Origin of the sequence: Rahnella sp. JUb53 (assembly GCF_004346065.1) — a bacterium.
GTDB classification, from domain to species: Bacteria; Pseudomonadota; Gammaproteobacteria; order Enterobacterales; family Enterobacteriaceae; genus Rahnella; species Rahnella variigena.
Genome location: NZ_SLYT01000006.1, coordinates 260,153 through 277,294 on the forward strand (window position 1 = coordinate 260,153; position 17,142 = coordinate 277,294).

Genomic DNA, 17,142 nt, shown 5'->3' on the forward strand with positions numbered 1-17,142 from the left:
TTTATTCTTACAACGACTATTACCGAAGGGAACATCATGTCTATTGCGCACCGTCTCTCACGTCTGACCGCAGCGATGCTTTTAATCACCGGAACCTCGGCTTTTGCGGCGGATCCTGTGAAATTACAAATGTATTACCCGATCGCCGTGGGCGGAAAAATCAGCCATACCGTGGATACCCTGGTGGAAGATTTCCAAAAAACACATCCGGATATCAGCATTCAGCCGGTGTATACCGGGGATTACGCCACCACAGTCACCAAAGCGCTGACCGCGTTCCGTGGCGGCAATGCCCCGCAAATCGCGGTGATTGGCGACATTGAAGCCTATTCGCTGATCGACGCGGGCGCGATTTTGCCGGTCAGTGACCTGGCAAATGATGCAGACGGCAAAAAATGGATCGACGGTTTTTATCCGGCCTTTATCCGCCATATTCAGGATAAGGTGTGGGGGATCCCGTTCCAGCGTTCAACCGTGGTGATGTACTGGAACAAACAGGCGTTTGAGAAAGCCGGGCTGAATGGCGATACGCCGCCAGCAAACTGGCAGCAGGTGGTGGATTTCGGCAAAAAACTGGTGGTACGTGACGGTAATGAAGTGAAGCAGTGGGGTATCGAAATTCCTTCAACGCCAAATGGTTACTGGAACTTCCAGGGGATTGCCGCCACCAACGGCAGCCATCTGGATAACGGCAAAGGCACGGCGGTCACCTTTGATACGCCGGCTAACGTCGAGACGCTGCAATGGCTGACTGATTTGTCGCAAAAAGACGGCGTATCACCAAAAGGCACTATTGCCTGGGGCACCACGCCGCAGGACTTTATCGACGGTAAAACGGCGATGATGGTGACCACCACCGGCAACCTGACTACCGTGCGTGAAAACGCCAAATTCCCGTTCGGTGTGGCGATGTTGCCGGAGAAAACCCGGCGCGGCAGCCCGACCGGCGGCGGCAACCTGTACGTTTTCAAAAACACCACACCGGAACAGCAGAAAGCCGCCATGGCGTTTATCCGCTGGGTTTCTGCGCCTGAGCAGGCCGCTCGCTGGAGTATCGCGACAGGCTACGTCGCCACATCACCCGCCGCTTGGGAAACGCCGGTCATGCAGGATTACGTGAAACAGGTGCCGCAGGCGCTGGTGGCGCGTGAGCAGCTTAAATATTCCCAGCCGGAGCTGTCGACGTATAACAGCGTACAGATCCAGGAACTGCTGAATCACGCGATCGAAGCCGCCGTGACGCAGGCCAAAACGCCGGCAGACGCGCTGAGTTCGGCGCAGAAACAGGCCGACCGCCTGCTGAAACCTTATCAGTAAGGACCGGCATGAGCATCCTGCACACTGTTGCACCGGCCGCCCGCACTCGCGGACTGTCTTTACAGCTTTATGGTTATCTGCTGCTGTTGCCCGCGCTCTGTTTTTTGCTGTTGTTTACCCATTATCCGGCGATGGCGACGGTGTGGGAAAGCCTGTTCAGCGCCGCGCGCAGCGGGCATTCCGCGCAGTTTGTCGGTCTGGATAACTTCCGCGCACTGCTCGACGACGACATCTTTATGCTGTCGCTGCGCAATAACCTGCTTTATGCCGTGATCACCATCCCGCTGTCGGTCATTCTTGCGCTGATGATGGCGCTGGCGGTGAACCGTCGCCTGCGCGGTAACGCCATCACCCGCGCGGCGTTTTTCATTCCCTCGCTGCTGCCGATGGTGGCGATTGCCAACCTGTGGCTGTTTTTCTACACGCCGCAACTCGGCTTGCTCAACAAGCTGCTGGCGCTGTTTTCGCTGCCTGCGGTCAACTGGCTCGGTGAGCCCGGCACGGCGCTTTACAGCCTGATGGCGGTTTCCGTGTGGCGCGAAGCCGGATTCTTTATGATTTTTTATCTGGCGGCGCTACAGCAAATCGATCCGCGTCTTGCCGAAGCTGCTGAAATTGAAGGAGCATCAAAACGCTATTTCTTCTTTCGCGTGCAGTGGCCGTTACTGATGCCGACCACGCTGTTTATCCTGATCAATGCCTCGATGAATGCTTTCAGGATTGTCGATCAGGTGATTGCCATGACCAACGGCGGCCCAAATAACAGCACCAGTTTGTTGCTCTTTTACATCTACCGCACAGCGTTCAGTTACTGGGATTTGCCGGCCGCGTCAGCCATGACAGTCGTCCTGCTGGTGATCCTCGCCGTCATCGCGCTGATCAAATTTAATCTGCTGGATAAAAGGGCGCACTATCAGTGAATCGTTTTTCTCTCAGCCGTTTTTCCCTGAACCTCGCCATCTGGCTGGCGGCTTTGCTGTGGTTTTTGCCGGTGCTGGTGGCTGTCTGGGTATCCATTCATCCGGCCTCTGCGCAGGGCAGTTTTTCACTGTTTGCGCCGCTGACCTTGCAGAATTTTATCAATGCCTGGAACGCGGCTCCCTTCGCCCGTTACTTTCTCAACACCACGTTGCTGGTGCTGATGATTGTGATCTGCCAGCTGATACTGGCGACCCTGGCGGCGTATGCGCTGGTCAGATTTAAACTCAAAGCGGGGGGATTTATCTTCGCGCTGATTTTGTTGCAACTGATGATAAGTCCCGATGTTCTGATCCTGAACAACTACAAAACCATTGGTGCGCTGGGGCTGCGTGACACGCTGGCCGGTATTGCGCTGCCGTATTTTGCTTCGGCGTTTGCCATCTTCCTGCTGCGCCAGACGTTTAAAAGTATTCCGCTGGTGCTGGAAGAAGCCGCCATCGTGGAAGGCGCCAGCCGGTTCTATATTCTGCGCAAAATCTACATCCCGCTGGCGAAACCGATTTACGTCGCCTTTGCGCTGGTTTCCATCAGTTTCCACTGGAACGATTTTCTCTGGCCGCTGGTCATTACCGATTCGGTGAAAGTGCGGCCGGTTACCGTCGGACTTCAGCTGTTTTCCGCGCCGGAACAAGGCGTGCAATGGGCGCTGATCAGCGCCGCCACGCTGATGACCGTGCTGCCATTACTGGTGCTGTTTCTTATCTTTCAGCGCCAGTTCGTTCAATCTTTTATGCGGGCAGGGATCCGATAAGCACCTGACAGGAGAATATTATGACCGTCACGACTTCATCCCCTTTGTTATCTGAGCGGCAGGCACAGGCGCTGGGCAATGTGAGTTCATTGTACGAGCTGCCGGAGGTGCATGATGCGCTGGTAAACGGCGCACGGCTGCGGTTCGGGCTGATTGCGGATCCACAATATGCAGATGCCGATCCGCATAACATCCGTTATTACCGCAACAGCCTGAATAAACTGGCTACGGCTATTAATGAGCTGAATGACTTAAAACTGGATTTTGTCGTCACATTGGGTGACCTGGTGGACAGAGACTGGACCAGTTTTCAGGCGGTTCTTGACCGTTATGACGCGCTGCGACATCCGCATGCGGTGCTGATCGGCAACCACGATGCGCAGGTGATTTCTGAACATCTCGGCGCGCAGAAACCGGCAATGGGTCTGCCGAAAAGTTATTATTCGTTCAGTCTGCCGGGCTATCGTTTTCTGGTCATTGACGGCAACGACGTCAGTTTGTACTGCAATCATGCCAACGGCGACGACCATCAGCTGGCTGAATATATGCTGGAAGAACTGACCGAATGCCAGCAGTCGCAGGCGCAGCCGTGGAACGGTGCGGTAGGTCGCAAACAGCTGGAATGGATTGAACAGAATCTGCGAGAAGCCCGCGAGCGGCGTGAAGTGGTGCTGGTTTTCGGGCACTACCCGCTGACGCCGGTAAACAGCCATAATCTGTGGAACTGCGAGACGCTGGTCGAACTGCTGTGCCGTTATGACGTGCGTGCTTATTTCGCCGGTCACGACCATCGCGGCGGCTACGATCGTGTCGGGAATACCGATTTCATAACGCTCAAGGGAATGGTCGACGGCGAAAATAGCCTGCCGTTTTCCTCGGTGACGCTGGCCGATGACGTGCTGACCATCACCGGTTATGGCACGGAAATCAGCCGGGTACTCAGTCGCTGATAACTTAGTCGCTGACAACTTAGCCGATGACAGCGACAGCAGAAATAAAAAAGGCTCACCACAGTGAGCCTTACCCGTTTTACGATCCTTATGCGGTCAGCAGATTCGGGCAGTGAACGCCTTTCGAAAGCTGATCAATATTCATCAGCGTGGTTTCTGAAATGCTGGTCAGCGCATCGCTGGTCAGAAACGCCTGATGGCCGGTGAACAGCACGTTGTGACATGATGACAGGCGGCGGAATACGTCGTCGAGGATCACTTCGTTGGAGTTATCTTCGAAGAACAGATCGCGTTCGTTTTCGTAAACGTCCATGCCCAGCGCGCCGATTTTTTGTTTTTTCAGCGCATCAATCGCGGCGGTGGCATCCAGCAATGCGCCACGGCTGGTGTTGACGATCATCACGCCATCTTTCATCTTGGCAAACGCACCGGCATTCAGCATGTGGTGGTTTTCCGGCGTCAGCGGACAGTGCAGCGAAATCACATCGGATTCAGCATACAGCGTATCCAGATCGACATATTCAGCGCCGAGTTCCAGCGCCAGCGGGCTTGGGTACGGATCGTAAGCCAGAATGCGCATACCAAAACCTTTGAGAATACGCATGGCGGCCACGCCGATTTTACCGGTCCCGATAATGCCGGCGGTGCGCTGATACATGTTAAAACCGATCAGGCCTTCCAGTGAGAAGTTGGCTTCACGGGTGCGCTGATAGGCGCGATGAATGTGACGGTTCAGACACATCATCATACCCACTGCGTGTTCGGCCACCGCTTCCGGCGAATAGGCCGGTACACGCACCACCGAAATCCCCAGCTCTTTCGCTGCATCTAAATCGACATTGTTAAAACCGGCACAACGCAGGGCGAGGGTTTTAATGCCAAGGGTTGCCAGTTCCTGTAACACGTCGCGGCAACCATCGTCGTTAACAAAAATACAGACTGCATCAGAACCTATCGCTGTTTTCGCCGTTTGCGGGGTCAGCAGAAAATCGAAAAATTCCAGTTCATAGCCATAATGTTGATTGACCAGTTCCAGATATTTCCGGTCGTAATTTTTAGTACTGTAGACAGCCACTTTCATGGTGTTTCTCCGCAGTGAGTTTGAATCTCTGGCGAAACGGTTTCCACCTGTTTTATAAGGAATAAACAGTTTCAGAAACAATTCGCAATATGCTACCAAACTAGCAGAGCGCAGGGGCGCAGACAATTTTTCCCGTGCTATTTGGCTCAGGTGTTCTGGCAATCCGGCCATCAGTTGTTACGCTAATTATGATATCTTGCGGGCGGTTAGGTCATTTAGTGAAGTATAAGACAAGGCTAGTCATGAGGAACGGACTGAAGAGAAGCGCGCAGATACTCCTGAGTATAGTGGTGATTGTCGCATTGCTGATGTGGGTGTTATGGAAAACCGTGCCGCGCTGGTTGCCCGTTGTGGCCGGGCACTGGCTGCCCGCAGGCACGCAACTGACGCTCAAAGGCGCGCCGCGCTGGGCTGACGGAGTACTTCAGTTGCCGGGCGTGAGTTATGCCGCCGGTGACTGCCAGCTTGCCACCGCGCGCAATGCCCGCCTCAGCCGTCATGACGGACAATGGGCGCTGAAACTGGACGCCCTGAGCGTCGACACCGCCTGTCTGGCTAAAATGCCGAAAAGCGACAGTCAGCAGACGCTTTCGCTGGCCGATATTCAGCAGATGTTGCCGCCCGGCGATATCAGCATTGATCATCTTTCTGTCACGCCCTGGCAGCGCTATGCCGGTCAGTTGCAGATCAGTAATGCTGGCGGCACGCAGCATCTTTCCTTTAATGGCGAATCGCTGAAACTGGACGCGGTGCTGGACGGCAACCGTCAGCTGGCGATCCATTCCTTCAGCCTGACGCCACCGGGCAGCGACCAGCCGGTCACGCTGAGCGGCAAATTGCTGCTGCCTGCGACGTTAGATACGCTCCCGGAATCCGGCGAACTGCACGCCGAAATGCAAACGGCGCAGGTGCCCAACCCGCTGGATATTCAGCTCAGCTGGCAGGCGACTGAAGGCGTGCTGACGTTGACAGAAAAAGACAGCCAGCAGCCGTTACTGATGCTGCCGTGGAAACTGAGCAATAACGTTTTAGACATTACGCAAGGACAGTGGCGCTGGCCGTATGCCGCGCAACCGCTGGCCGGTGGCGTAAATCTGACGCTCAGTGACTGGACGCCGACGTTCGATCAAACCAATATCACGGCGCGGCTGAACGTGCTGACGCAGGGGCACAATGGTAAGGCGAACGTGGTGCTGACCATGGGGCCGGGTCGTGTCGGGCTGCTCGACAGTAATCTCGATTTCCGCCTCACCGGACAAGCCAATTTGCAGGCCACTTCTCTGAGTGCGTCGCTTCCCGGCCAGCTCAGCGGTTCGGTTCTGAATCCGACGCTGTCACTGCGCAGCGGTTCACTGCTGCGTGCGTGGGGGAAACCGACGCCGGAGCTGACGATCAGCGATGCGCGCTGGCCGCTGGCGGGGGTAAAAGTGTCGGCTGAAGGTGTCAGTGGGCCACTTCAGGCCATTCTTAAAGCACGCCACAGCTTCTGGGGCGCGTTTGATTTACATCTCAGCGGTAAAGCGCTGACATTCTGGCCAGATATCGGCCAGTGGAATTTCAACTACTGGGGCAACGGTCATCTGCCGCCGCTTAACGGTCGCTGGGATATGTCCGGCAAAGGCCAGTGGCATGACAATCTCATCAGCATTAATTCGCTTTCCACCGGTTTTGACCGGCTGCATTACGGCCTCGTCGATGTCGATGCGCCGCGTCTGACACTGGAACATCCTCTGCAATGGAAACGTCCGCCGTCTTCGCGTTTTAAACCGCAGTACCCTGATTTACCGACAGAATTTAAAGGTGACATCAAACTGGTGGCGAAAAAAATTGCGCTGGAGAACGGCGGATATCTGCCTCCGGCAACGCTGGCGTTACAGCTCAGCGGCGACAGCCCCGACAGTTTCACGATGCGCGGCATGCTTGATGCCAAACCGATTGGCCCGATCCGCCTCAACGGGCGCTGGGACGGCGAACGTCTGCGCGGCGAAGGCTGGTGGCCTAAACAACAACTCACCGCGTTCCAGGCACTGCTGACGCCGGATCTGAACATCAAATTACGTGCAGGATCGTTCTACGCGCAGTCGGCATTCTCGGCGGCACGCGGGCAGGGATTTGTCGCTGGCGGCCACTGGGTAGTGAAAAACGGCGGCTTCTGGATGAAGGACGGCGACCTGAGCGGGCTGGATTTCAGTCTGCCTTATCGCCTGAAAGATCAGGTCTGGCAGCTCGGCGTGAAAAAACCGGTGACGCTGCGCATCGGCGAAGTGAACAATCTGGTCAAAATGCAGAATGTGACTGCTGATTTGCAAGGTCATTATCCGTGGAGTGAAGAGACGCCGCTGACCCTGAGCAATCTCGGTGTCGATATGCTGCGCGGGCATCTCAGCCTTTCCGCGCTGCGTATGCCGCAGCACGACGCGGCGGTGCTGAAGTTCGACAAGATCAATCTCAGCGAACTCTTCACGGCGCTGAAACCGAAACAACTGGCGATGTCGGGCGTCGTCTACGGTGAACTGCCGCTGTACGTGGAAAATCCGCAGTGGATCATCCATAACGGCTGGATCAGAAATGACGGTGGCCTGACGCTGCGCCTCGATCCGCAATTCGCGGACGCGATGGCCAGCGGGAATTTCGCCAATAACATGGTGATTGGCCTGCTGCGCTATCTGGAAATCAGCCGTTCTGATGCGCTGGTCAGCCTGGATAATCTTGGCGTGCTGTCCATGAAAGCGAAAGTGGACGGGGTGAACTACACCGACACGACGCACGGCGGTGACAAAGAAAAACGTGAAATCGTCCTCAACTATTCCCACGAGGAAAACATCTACCAGCTCTGGCGCAGCTTGCGCTTTGGCGACAATCTTCAGGAATGGCTGCAACAGCAGATGTCTTTGCCTGCGAATGCGCTGTCAAAAGGCTCCGCTGCGGCCGGGCAGAAAAAGGATCCAACAGTGAGGAAGGAACAATGAAACTGCAATTTGCAGGACCGTGCGTGGCGCTTTGCGTAGTGATGCTCAGCGGATGCGTACCGCGCATCGAACTGGCTGCGCCGAAAGAGCCGATCACTATCAATATGAACGTGAAAATTGAACACGAAATTCATATCAAAGTGGATAAAGACGTGGAAGATCTGCTGAAAAATCAGAGCGATTTATTCTAGGAGCCACTATGTCCGCGATAATTTTCAATAAAAATGGCCTCAAAAGAATCAGCCTGATGTTGCTGGCCGGTGGGTTGCTGTTTTGCAGTCAGGCGTTCGCATTAACGCTCAACGAAGCCAAGCAACAGGGGCGCGTGGGCGAAACGCTCTCCGGTTATCTGGCACCGCTGAAACAAGACGCGGAAAGTGTCGCGCTGGCGTCAAAAATCAACGAGGCGCGCAAACAGCAATACCAGCAGGTGGCGCAGGAGAATAACGTCAGCACTGACGATGTGGCAAAACTGGCCGGACAGAAACTGGTCGCCAGAGCCGGGAAGGGTGAATACGTCCGCGGCATTAACGGACAGTGGTTGCAGAAATAGGGTTTACAGAAGAGAGCGGGTGATTTTTGGGGAAAAACGGCGCAAAAAAGCGCGCCTCTCGGCGCGCAATAGTTTTATCACAACAACATCTGAGCGTAACGGACAGATTCTTAAGTGAATGATTGCTCAGATTGTGATCACTGCAATTATGCGGCAGCCAGCTCTTTGATAGCGGCGTCAATGGCAGCTTTCGCATCAGTCTGTGCTTTAGTCGCCACTTCAGGACCGTATGCAATGCCTTCAGCGTAAACGAATTCTACGTCGCTCATTCCCAGGAAGCCCAGGAACAGAGACAGGTATGGGGCAACCAGATCGCTTGGGGTGTCTTTATGAATACCACCACGGCTGGTCAGAACGATAACACGTTTGCCTTTCACCAGACCTTCAGGGCCTTTCTCGGTGTATTTGAACGTCACGCCAGCACGGGCAACCAGGTCGAAATAGGTTTTCAGCTGAGTCGGGATGTTGAAGTTGTACATTGGTGCAGCGATAACGATCACGTCATGCGCCTGCAGTTCGTCGATCAGGGTGTTAGACAGCGCCAGCGCTTCTTCCTGACGTGGTGTCAGCGGAGCATCGGAAGGACGCAGTGCGCCAACCAGTTCGCCATCTAATACAGGGATTGGGTTAGCCGCCAGATCACGAACTGTTACGGTAGAACCGCTGTTTGCAGACTGATACTGTGCAACCAGGTAATCGGCCAGTTGGTTTGACTGAGAGAAGTTAGCCAGAATGCTTGATTTCAGAACGAGTACTTTGCTCATTAGTGAGTTCCTTAACTGTGTGGTACATAGGGTGTTGGTTTTTATAACCAGAACGTTCCCCGAATGGAACTTACTTTATTCAGAAAGCTTATGCAGTGATAGCGCAATATTTAGAGACCTATCATCGATTTTTTTGAACAACTTCAAATCCGGTCGCAAAATCACCCGTTTTCAGCATCTTCAATACCTTGTGTTAACATAGACGCAAGCAGGCAAGGCGTGAACCTTCCTCATCCCCCATTCAGATTCAGCTGGCGCAGATGATGTGCTCTCCGGCTGACATGTAACAAGGAATTCCGATCGTGAAATCACCGCTCGCGGCATTATCAGCGCAGTTAGACGGGCTGATGCTACGTGACCGGCAACGCCTGCAACGTCGTTTGCAGGGTGCCAGAAAGATGGATAAACCCGAAGCACTCGACGCGTTAAGTGCTGAAATCCAGACCGCTATCAACGAGAGCCTGAAGAAAGTCAGCGCCCGTGAAGCGTCACGGCCAAAAATCAGCTATCCGGAAAACCTGCCGGTCAGCCAGAAAAAAGAAGACATTTATAACGCTATCCGCGACCACCAGGTGGTGATTGTGGCGGGCGAAACCGGCTCCGGTAAAACCACGCAGATCCCGAAAATCTGCATGGAACTCGGTCGCGGGATCAAAGGCGTGATTGGTCATACCCAGCCGCGTCGTCTGGCAGCGCGCACCGTGGCCAACCGTATTGCCGATGAGCTGGATACCACACTCGGAAACACGGTCGGCTATAAAGTCCGTTTTAACGATCAGGTCAGCGAAAACACGCTGGTTAAGCTGATGACCGACGGTATTCTGCTGGCGGAAATCCAGCAGGATCGCATGCTGATGCAGTACGACACGCTGATCATCGATGAAGCGCATGAACGCAGCCTGAACATCGACTTTATCCTCGGTTACCTGCGTCAGTTGCTGCCAAAGCGTCCGGATCTCAAAGTCATTATTACCTCGGCGACCATTGACCCGCAGCGGTTCTCGCGTCATTTCAATAATGCGCCAATCATTGAAGTGTCTGGCCGGACGTATCCGGTCGACGTGCGCTATCGCCCGATTGTTGATGATGCCGACGATGTGGATCGTGACCAGTTGCAGGCGATTTTCGATGCGGTCGATGAACTCGGTCGCGAAAGCATGGGCGACATCCTGATTTTCATGAGCGGTGAACGTGAAATTCGTGATACCGCTGATGCGCTGAACCGTCTGGATCTGCCGCACACCGAGATTTTACCGCTGTATGCACGACTGTCGAACAGCGAGCAGAACCGCGTGTTCCAGTCGCATTCCGGTCGCCGTATTGTGCTGGCGACCAACGTCGCCGAAACCTCGCTGACCGTGCCGGGCATTAAATATGTGATTGACCCCGGTACCGCGCGTATCAGCCGTTACAGCTTCCGCACCAAAGTGCAGCGTCTGCCGATTGAGCCGGTGTCTCAGGCGTCCGCCAACCAGCGTAAAGGACGTTGCGGACGTGTGTCCGAAGGTATCTGTATCCGTCTTTATTCGGAGCAGGATTTCCTGTCGCGTCCGGAGTTTACCGACCCCGAAATTCTGCGCACCAACCTGGCGTCCGTTATTTTGCAAATGACGTCGCTGGGGCTGGGCGATATTGGCGCATTCCCGTTCGTGGAAGCGCCGGACAAACGTAATATTCAGGATGGCGTGCGTCTGCTCGAAGAGCTGAACGCCATCAATAATGCCGTCGATGGCCGGTATACGCTGACGCCGCTGGGCCGTCAGCTGGCGCAGTTGCCGGTGGATCCGCGTCTGGCACGCATGGTTCTGGAAGCGCAGAAAAACGGCTGTATGCGCGAGGTGATGATTATCACGTCCGCACTGTCGATTCAGGATCCGCGTGAACGTCCGATGGACAAACAGCAGGCGTCCGATGAAAAACATCGCCGTTTTGCTGACAAAGATTCAGATTTCCTGGCGTTCGTGAACCTGTGGGATCACCTGAAAGTACAGCAGAAAGAGCTGTCTTCGGCGCAGTTCCGCAAATTATGCCGCAGCGATTACCTCAACTATCTGCGCGTGCGTGAATGGCAGGATATCTATACTCAGCTGCGTCAGGTGGTGAAAGAACTTGGCCTGCCGGTGAACAGTGAACCGGCTGAATATCGCGAAGTTCACTGCTCGCTGCTGACCGGCTTGCTGTCGCATATCGGTCAGAAAGATGTGGATAAACAGGAGTATACCGGCGCGCGCAACGCACGTTTTGCCGTCTTCCCGGGCTCCGGATTATTCAAAAAGCCGCCGAAATGGGTGATGGTTGCCGAGCTGGTGGAAACCAGCCGCCTGTGGGGGCGCATTGCCGCGCGTATCGAACCGGAATGGATTGAGCCGCTGGCGCAGCATCTGGCGAAAAGCAGTTACAGCGAACCGCACTGGGAAAAAGCGCAGGGTGCGGTCATGGCGACGGAAAAAGTCACGCTGTACGGCCTGCCGATTGTGGCGGCGCGTCGTGTGAACTATGGCACAATTGATCCGGTGGTTTCCCGCGAGCTGTTTATTCGTCACGCGCTGGTGGAAGGCGACTGGCAGACGCGTCACGCGTTCTTCCGCGCTAACCTGCGTCTGCGTACCGAAGTCGAAGAGCTGGAACACAAATCCCGTCGCCGCGATATTCTGGTCGATGACGAAACCCTGTTCCTGTTCTATGAGCAGCGCATCGGGCAGGAAGTCGTGTCTGCGCGCCACTTTGATACCTGGTGGAAAAAACAGCCGCAGGACAGCCTGAACTTTGAAAAAAGCATGCTGATTAAAGAGGGCGCGGGCAACATCAGCGCCCACGATTACCCCAACTTCTGGCATCAGGGCAATCTCAAACTGCGCGTCACTTATCAGTTTGAACCGGGTACGGATGCCGACGGTGTGACGGTGCATATTCCGTTGCCGCTGCTCAATCAGGTGACGGAAGAAGGTTTCGACTGGCAGATCCCTGGCATTCGCCGCGACCTGATTATGGCGCTGATTAAATCGCTGCCAAAACCGGTTCGCCGCAATTTTGTGCCGGCACCGAATTACGCCGACGCTTTACTCGGTCGCATTAAACCGTTCGAAATGCCATTGCTCGATGCGATGGAAAAAGAGCTGCGTAAGATGAGTGGCGTGACGGTGTCACGTGAAGACTGGCAGCTGGATCAGGTGCCCGATCATCTCAAAATGACCTTCCGCATTGTTGATGACAAAAACAAAACGCTGCGTGAGGGCAAAGACCTGCTGGCACTGAAATCCGGCCTGAAAGAGCAGGTTCAGCAAACGCTGTCTGCGGTGGCGGATGACGGCATCGAACAGCGCGATCTGCATGTCTGGAGTTTTGGTACGTTGCCGGAACGCTACGAGCAAAAACGTGGCGGCTACGAAGTGAAAGCCTATCCGGCGATTGTCGATGAGAAAGACAGCGTGGCGATCCGGTTGTTCGACAGTGAGCTGGAACAGCAACAGGCGATGCTCAGCGGTATGCGGCGTTTGCTGTTGCTGAACATTCCTTCTCCGGTCAAATACCTGCACGAGAAGTTGCCGAACAAAGCCAAACTGGGGCTGTACTTTAACCCGTACGGTAAAGTGCTGGATCTGATCGACGACTGCATTTCCTGCGGTATCGACAAACTGATTGCTGAATCCGGCGGCCTGGTGTGGCGCGAGGAAGATTTTGCGAAACTGCATGAGCACGTACGCGCCAATCTGAATGAGACGGTGGTACAGATTGCGATTCAGGTGGAACAAATCCTGACGACTGTTTTCAGCATCAACAAGCGGCTGAAAGGACGGATTGATATCACCATGGCGCTGGCGCTTTCAGATATCAAAGCGCAAATGTCCGGGCTGATTTATCGCGGATTCGTGACGCAAAACGGCTGGAAGCGTCTGCCGGATACGCTGCGTTATTTGCAGGCGATTGAACGCCGGATGGACAAACTGGCCATGGATCCGCACCGCGACCGCGCACAGATGTTAAAAGTGGAAAACATCCAGCAGCAATGGCAGCAGTGGTTCAACAAACTGCCGCCGGTGCGTCAGCAAAGTGAGGATGTAAAAGAAGTGCGCTGGATGATTGAAGAGCTGCGCGTCAGCTACTTCGCTCAGCAACTGGGCACGCCGTATCCGATTTCGGATAAACGTATCCTGCAGACCATGGAACAGCTGGTTTAACCGGTTCTCTAAACTAAAAAACCGCCTTACAGACTAAGGCGGTTTTATTATGCTCTGTAACGGTGATTCAGACGTTTACTGAACGGGAGCCGTCACCGGTGTGCTGGCGCTGATGACACCAGAAGACAGCGTGTTCAGTGCGTCACGAATGGCCGGAACGGCCAGCGCGCGGTTGTCTGCAAGATAGCGATCCTGCGCGGCAGGCGCGGAACTTTGAATCGCGACCAACGACCAGCCGTCAGCATTTTTCAGTAACAACGGCGAACCGCTGTCGCCCGGCAGCGTGTCGCAGCGATGCGATAACACGCCCGGTTGTGCCCAGCCTGTCACCAGACAATCCTGATGCACGTATAAATCATCCAGATGATCTTCCGGATAGCCTGCCTGTGTCACTTTTCGGCCTTCCTGCTTGAGCAGCGCAGTCAGATCATCGCGTGAACCTTCCCACAACGGCAGGGGTTTGATCGGCAACGCCAGCTTTTCATCCGTCAGACGGACCAGCGCGAAATCGAACGGTGCGGCTTTTGGCGGAACGATCCAGCCATCGCCATCGGCTTTCAGTTTCTTACCGAGCTTAGGATCCACCAGGGTTTGCAATGCCGTTATCTGATAACGCCATTTCTGATTGTGAGAAATAAAACGCAGGGCAATGACTTTGTCGATCTTACCCGGAGGCGCGAGAACACAGTGACCGGCGGTGAGGACCAGATGTTTGGAAATCAGGGTGGCGGTACATAAATTACCGCTTTCGGTTTCAATCTGCCCGATGGCCTGCCACGGCCAGTGCGCCGCCGCAGAAACCTGAGTTCGCTGATCGTGACCGAAGAACAGGGCCGTTTTTTCTTTTAAGCTGATTGAAGGTGTGTCGCTGTCTGCATCATCCGGAGAATCTGCATGAACAAGAGGACTGGCGGTAAAACAGAAAAAGCACAAAAAAAGCGGTAACGCGATGCGCATAACATTCTGACCTTGAAAACAGGGAGAACCCGATAACCAGTTATTATGGAACGATTATAGACGGTTATCTTTCGTGTTGGATAGATTTGTCTGATAACTCAATCTTTTGAGAAGATGACGGACGTCATCCGGGATACTTCAGAAGTAGAAGAACAGGGTGATCAGACCGCAGAGGATCAGAGAGCACAGGGTGATTTCGAACAGGTAGCGGCGCAGCATCTTCCATCAGTACCTCAAGATAAAGAACCGGAGAAAAAAACACCCGGCGAACCGGGTGTTAAATCATCAGTCTTGATAATGGTGAGTAGATACGCTCACAAAGACTTCTTACTGACTACTTATGCTGCTGGCGTTGCTTTTGCAGCTGGTGCAGCTTTCTTAGCATGTTTCACGTGTTTTTTAGCAGCCTGGGCTTTCTGAGCTACCGGTGCAGCTTTCTTAGCATGTTTCACGTGTTTTTTAGCGGCCTGAGCTTTCTGAGCTACCGGTGCCGCTTTTTTTGCATGTTTCACGTGTTTTTTAGCGGCCTGAGCTTTCTGAGCTACCGGTGCAGCTTTTTTAGCGTGTTTCACGTGTTTTTTAGCAGCCTGAGCTTTCTGAGCTACTGGTGCTTTCTTAGCTGCTTTTTTGTGTTTCTTGGCAGCCTGAGCTTTCTGCACAGGTTTTTTATGCGCTTTATGCTTAGTTGCATGAGCCGGAGCAGCGGTAGTTGCTGTTGCAGCGGGTGCTGGCGTTGCAGTGGTTTCAGCAGCGAAAGCAACTGAAGACAGGCCCATTGCAGCGGCAACAACCAGAGCTAATACTTTTTTCATGTGTAATTCCTTAAGAATCTTAGTTTAAGTGTCCACCCCACTGCGGGGCCGGTGAAAGAATAATAGGCATGTGGATCGCTGCTGTCCGTGAGTGATTGGTATCGGCGTGTAACGGAATGTACAAAGAGGGGGATTTTAGGAAAATCAGGGAATTACAGGTTGGGGGTGCGTGTGATCGGCCTTTGACTTCAACTTCAACTTCAACTTCAACTTCAATTGCAACTGCAACTGCAACTGCAACTGCAACTGCAACTGCAACTGCAACTGCAACTGCAACTTCAAAACCGTGGGCGTCGGCCCACACCGACCAGAGACCCGGTAACGCGCGGGCCTCTGGACTCCGCGCTTTTTTCACTGCGCGCTGTCGCGGGTATGACGGACATGTTCTGGCGCATTGGTGAGTGGCGCAAATCCAGGTGCTTCGCACTGCCTTCTCTCGGTCTTCAAGCCACAGGTCTTGAAGCCGCTCCGTTCAGCTGAATTTTGAGCACGCCAATAAACTTATCTAAAAAACTAAAATCATCGGTTTTGAATTTAAGATCGTGCGGGCGTTTCAGAAAGCTTGCTGAATGAGAGGTTGCAGACCCAAGGCTGCAATCCCGAAATGAAGGAACCGCAAAGCGGCAAGCTTTCCAGCCTGTCGCTGCGATACCTGAAACATAGCCAGCGAGCGGAGCGCGCAGTAAAAGAGCCGGAGATTCTTAAGAGGCGCGGCGATAGGCGCCTCTTGAGGCCAGTTTGGGTGGCAACCCAAGGTGTTGTCGGTGTGGGCCGACGCCCACGGTGTTGACCTTAAGGCTCATGGGTGCCCAACTCAAACCCTATCTCCTCTCCTTATGCCTAAATCACCCATCTATATCCCTTTTTGTTAGTGGCACCGCCTTCATCCGTTGTGCAATTCTCTGACTTACAAAAGAAAAACAGGTCTGTATTTGTTCTGAATACTCCACTTTGAAAAATTGGGGCATAAGCCCTCTGAAGACTATTCATAAGGAAAAACGATGGCTGTCATTAACGTAAATAAAACCAAGATTGCCGCCGGATTGTTTCTGGCGCTCAGCACGATTTCTTCTTTTGCCGCGCACGCAGATCAGCTGGCGGACATCAAGAAAGCCGGTGTGGTGAAGGTCGCGACCTTCGATTCCAACCCGCCGTTTGGGTCTGTGGATGCCAAAACGCATGACATCGTGGGTTATGACGTAGATTTCGCTAAAGCACTGGCGAAAACGCTGGGCGTGAAATTGCAACTGGTGCCGACTAATCCGGCGAACCGCATTCCGTTGTTACAGTCCGGTAAAGCGGATCTGATTGTGGCTGATATCACCATCACGCCGGAACGCGCGAAAGTGATCGACTTCTCCGTGCCGTATTTCGTCACCGGCCAGCAGTTCCTGGTGCCGGCAAATTCGCCGGATAAACTGGATGCGTATGCCACGGCGCGTATCGGCGCGGTGAAAGGCACCACCGGCGAGCAGGAATTGCATAACCGCTTCCCGCAGTCCCGCGTGCTGTCTTATGACGATATTCCGCTGGCACTTTCTGCGCTGCGTAATGGCAACGTGCAGGCCATTACTCAGGACAGCACCATTCTGGCGGGTTTGCTGGATGGCGCGCCGGACAAAGCAAAATACAAAGTGCTGCCTGAATTACTGAGCAAAGAAGAGATTGGCGTGGGCGTGAAAAAAGGCGAAACCAGCCTGCTGAAAGTGGTCAATGACGAGCTGCTGAATCTGGAGAAAAACGGTCAGGCGGTCAGCATTTATAACGTCTGGTTCGGTCCGCAGACTAAATCACCTCAGCCGCGTCTGTTCAAAATCGAAGCCAAATAA

The 17,142-nt window shown here is 54.0% G+C and carries 13 protein-coding genes; 9 read left to right on the forward strand and 4 right to left on the reverse strand.

Features of this window, described 5'->3' with window-relative positions; genetic code table 11:
- The first annotated feature begins 36 nt into the window (after positions 1–36).
- Genes EC840_RS16160 through EC840_RS16175 form a run of 4 tightly spaced genes read left to right on the forward strand, consistent with a single transcriptional unit; the run spans position 37 to position 3,999 of the window.
- Complete coding sequence (locus EC840_RS16160) at positions 37–1,317, forward strand: ABC transporter substrate-binding protein (RefSeq protein ID WP_129639936.1); 1,281 nt, start codon at positions 37–39, stop codon at positions 1,315–1,317.
- Positions 1,318–1,325: 8 nt separating this feature from the next.
- Positions 1,326–2,237 (forward strand): sugar ABC transporter permease, encoded by a 912-nt coding sequence (locus EC840_RS16165; RefSeq protein WP_132966122.1) that lies wholly within the window; start codon positions 1,326–1,328, stop codon positions 2,235–2,237.
- Complete coding sequence (locus EC840_RS16170; RefSeq protein WP_129639937.1) at positions 2,234–3,049, forward strand: carbohydrate ABC transporter permease; 816 nt, start codon at positions 2,234–2,236, stop codon at positions 3,047–3,049. Before EC840_RS16165 ends, EC840_RS16170 begins: the two co-directional genes overlap by 4 nt.
- Positions 3,050–3,069: 20 nt before the next feature.
- Positions 3,070–3,999 (forward strand): metallophosphoesterase, encoded by a 930-nt coding sequence (locus EC840_RS16175; RefSeq protein WP_132966124.1) that lies wholly within the window; start codon positions 3,070–3,072, stop codon positions 3,997–3,999.
- A gap of 88 nt (positions 4,000–4,087) precedes the next feature.
- Here the strand turns inward: EC840_RS16175 and EC840_RS16180 are convergent, their stop codons facing one another.
- On the reverse strand, positions 4,088–5,080 hold the full coding sequence (locus EC840_RS16180; protein ID WP_129639939.1) for a 2-hydroxyacid dehydrogenase: 993 nt from the start codon (positions 5,078–5,080) through the stop codon (positions 4,088–4,090).
- Between the two features lie 242 nt (positions 5,081–5,322).
- Here EC840_RS16180 and EC840_RS16185 point away from each other — a divergent pair, with 242 nt between their 5' ends.
- From EC840_RS16185 to EC840_RS16195, 3 genes are read left to right on the forward strand one after another with little or no spacing between them, the layout of a single operon-like run.
- The gene (locus tag EC840_RS16185) at positions 5,323–8,049 is read left to right on the forward strand and encodes a YdbH family protein (RefSeq protein ID WP_132966126.1); all 2,727 of its coding nucleotides are present in this window, start codon (positions 5,323–5,325) and stop codon (positions 8,047–8,049) included.
- Positions 8,046–8,240, forward strand: a complete 195-nt coding sequence (locus tag EC840_RS16190; protein ID WP_112287254.1) for a YnbE family lipoprotein — start codon at positions 8,046–8,048, stop codon at positions 8,238–8,240. Before EC840_RS16185 ends, EC840_RS16190 begins: the two co-directional genes overlap by 4 nt.
- Before the next feature lie 8 nt (positions 8,241–8,248).
- Positions 8,249–8,602 (forward strand): YdbL family protein, encoded by a 354-nt coding sequence (locus EC840_RS16195; RefSeq protein ID WP_198659658.1) that lies wholly within the window; start codon positions 8,249–8,251, stop codon positions 8,600–8,602.
- Between the two features lie 146 nt (positions 8,603–8,748).
- Here the strand turns inward: EC840_RS16195 and EC840_RS16200 are convergent, their stop codons facing one another.
- Positions 8,749–9,366, reverse strand: coding sequence for an FMN-dependent NADH-azoreductase (locus tag EC840_RS16200; RefSeq protein ID WP_112287253.1), 618 nt, complete (start codon positions 9,364–9,366; stop codon positions 8,749–8,751).
- A gap of 302 nt (positions 9,367–9,668) precedes the next feature.
- Between EC840_RS16200 and hrpA the strand changes: the two genes are divergently transcribed.
- Positions 9,669–13,544 (forward strand): ATP-dependent RNA helicase HrpA, encoded by a 3,876-nt coding sequence (gene hrpA / locus EC840_RS16205; RefSeq protein WP_132966128.1) that lies wholly within the window; start codon positions 9,669–9,671, stop codon positions 13,542–13,544.
- A 75-nt stretch (positions 13,545–13,619) separates the two neighbouring features.
- Here hrpA and EC840_RS16210 read toward each other — a convergent pair whose 3' ends face one another.
- Positions 13,620–14,501 (reverse strand): serine protease, encoded by an 882-nt coding sequence (locus EC840_RS16210; protein WP_132966130.1) that lies wholly within the window; start codon positions 14,499–14,501, stop codon positions 13,620–13,622.
- A gap of 338 nt (positions 14,502–14,839) precedes the next feature.
- The gene (gene asr / locus EC840_RS16215; RefSeq protein WP_113878248.1) at positions 14,840–15,313 is read right to left on the reverse strand and encodes an acid resistance repetitive basic protein Asr; all 474 of its coding nucleotides are present in this window, start codon (positions 15,311–15,313) and stop codon (positions 14,840–14,842) included.
- Between the two features lie 1,001 nt (positions 15,314–16,314).
- On the opposite strand from asr, the gene EC840_RS16230 reads away from it, so the two are divergent.
- A complete protein-coding gene (locus EC840_RS16230) occupies positions 16,315–17,142 on the forward strand; it encodes an ABC transporter substrate-binding protein (RefSeq protein ID WP_112288538.1) in 828 nt (275 codons plus the stop codon).

What these genes read in the sequence shown, in the direction of transcription:
- EC840_RS16160 (WP_129639936.1), top strand. Translation starts at nt 37, where the DNA reads ATGTCTATTGCGCACCGTCTCTCACGTCTGACCGCAGCGATGCTTTTA.
- EC840_RS16165 (WP_132966122.1), top strand. Translation starts at nt 1,326, where the DNA reads ATGAGCATCCTGCACACTGTTGCACCGGCCGCCCGCACTCGCGGACTG.
- EC840_RS16175 (WP_132966124.1), top strand. Translation starts at nt 3,070, where the DNA reads ATGACCGTCACGACTTCATCCCCTTTGTTATCTGAGCGGCAGGCACAG.
- EC840_RS16180 (WP_129639939.1), bottom strand. Translation starts at nt 5,080, where the DNA reads ATGAAAGTGGCTGTCTACAGTACTAAAAATTACGACCGGAAATATCTG.
- EC840_RS16185 (WP_132966126.1), top strand. Translation starts at nt 5,323, where the DNA reads ATGAGGAACGGACTGAAGAGAAGCGCGCAGATACTCCTGAGTATAGTG.
- EC840_RS16190 (WP_112287254.1), top strand. Translation starts at nt 8,046, where the DNA reads ATGAAACTGCAATTTGCAGGACCGTGCGTGGCGCTTTGCGTAGTGATG.
- EC840_RS16195 (WP_198659658.1), top strand. Translation starts at nt 8,249, where the DNA reads ATGTCCGCGATAATTTTCAATAAAAATGGCCTCAAAAGAATCAGCCTG.
- EC840_RS16200 (WP_112287253.1), bottom strand. Translation starts at nt 9,366, where the DNA reads ATGAGCAAAGTACTCGTTCTGAAATCAAGCATTCTGGCTAACTTCTCT.
- EC840_RS16210 (WP_132966130.1), bottom strand. Translation starts at nt 14,501, where the DNA reads ATGCGCATCGCGTTACCGCTTTTTTTGTGCTTTTTCTGTTTTACCGCC.
- asr (WP_113878248.1), bottom strand. Translation starts at nt 15,313, where the DNA reads ATGAAAAAAGTATTAGCTCTGGTTGTTGCCGCTGCAATGGGCCTGTCT.
- EC840_RS16230 (WP_112288538.1), top strand. Translation starts at nt 16,315, where the DNA reads ATGGCTGTCATTAACGTAAATAAAACCAAGATTGCCGCCGGATTGTTT.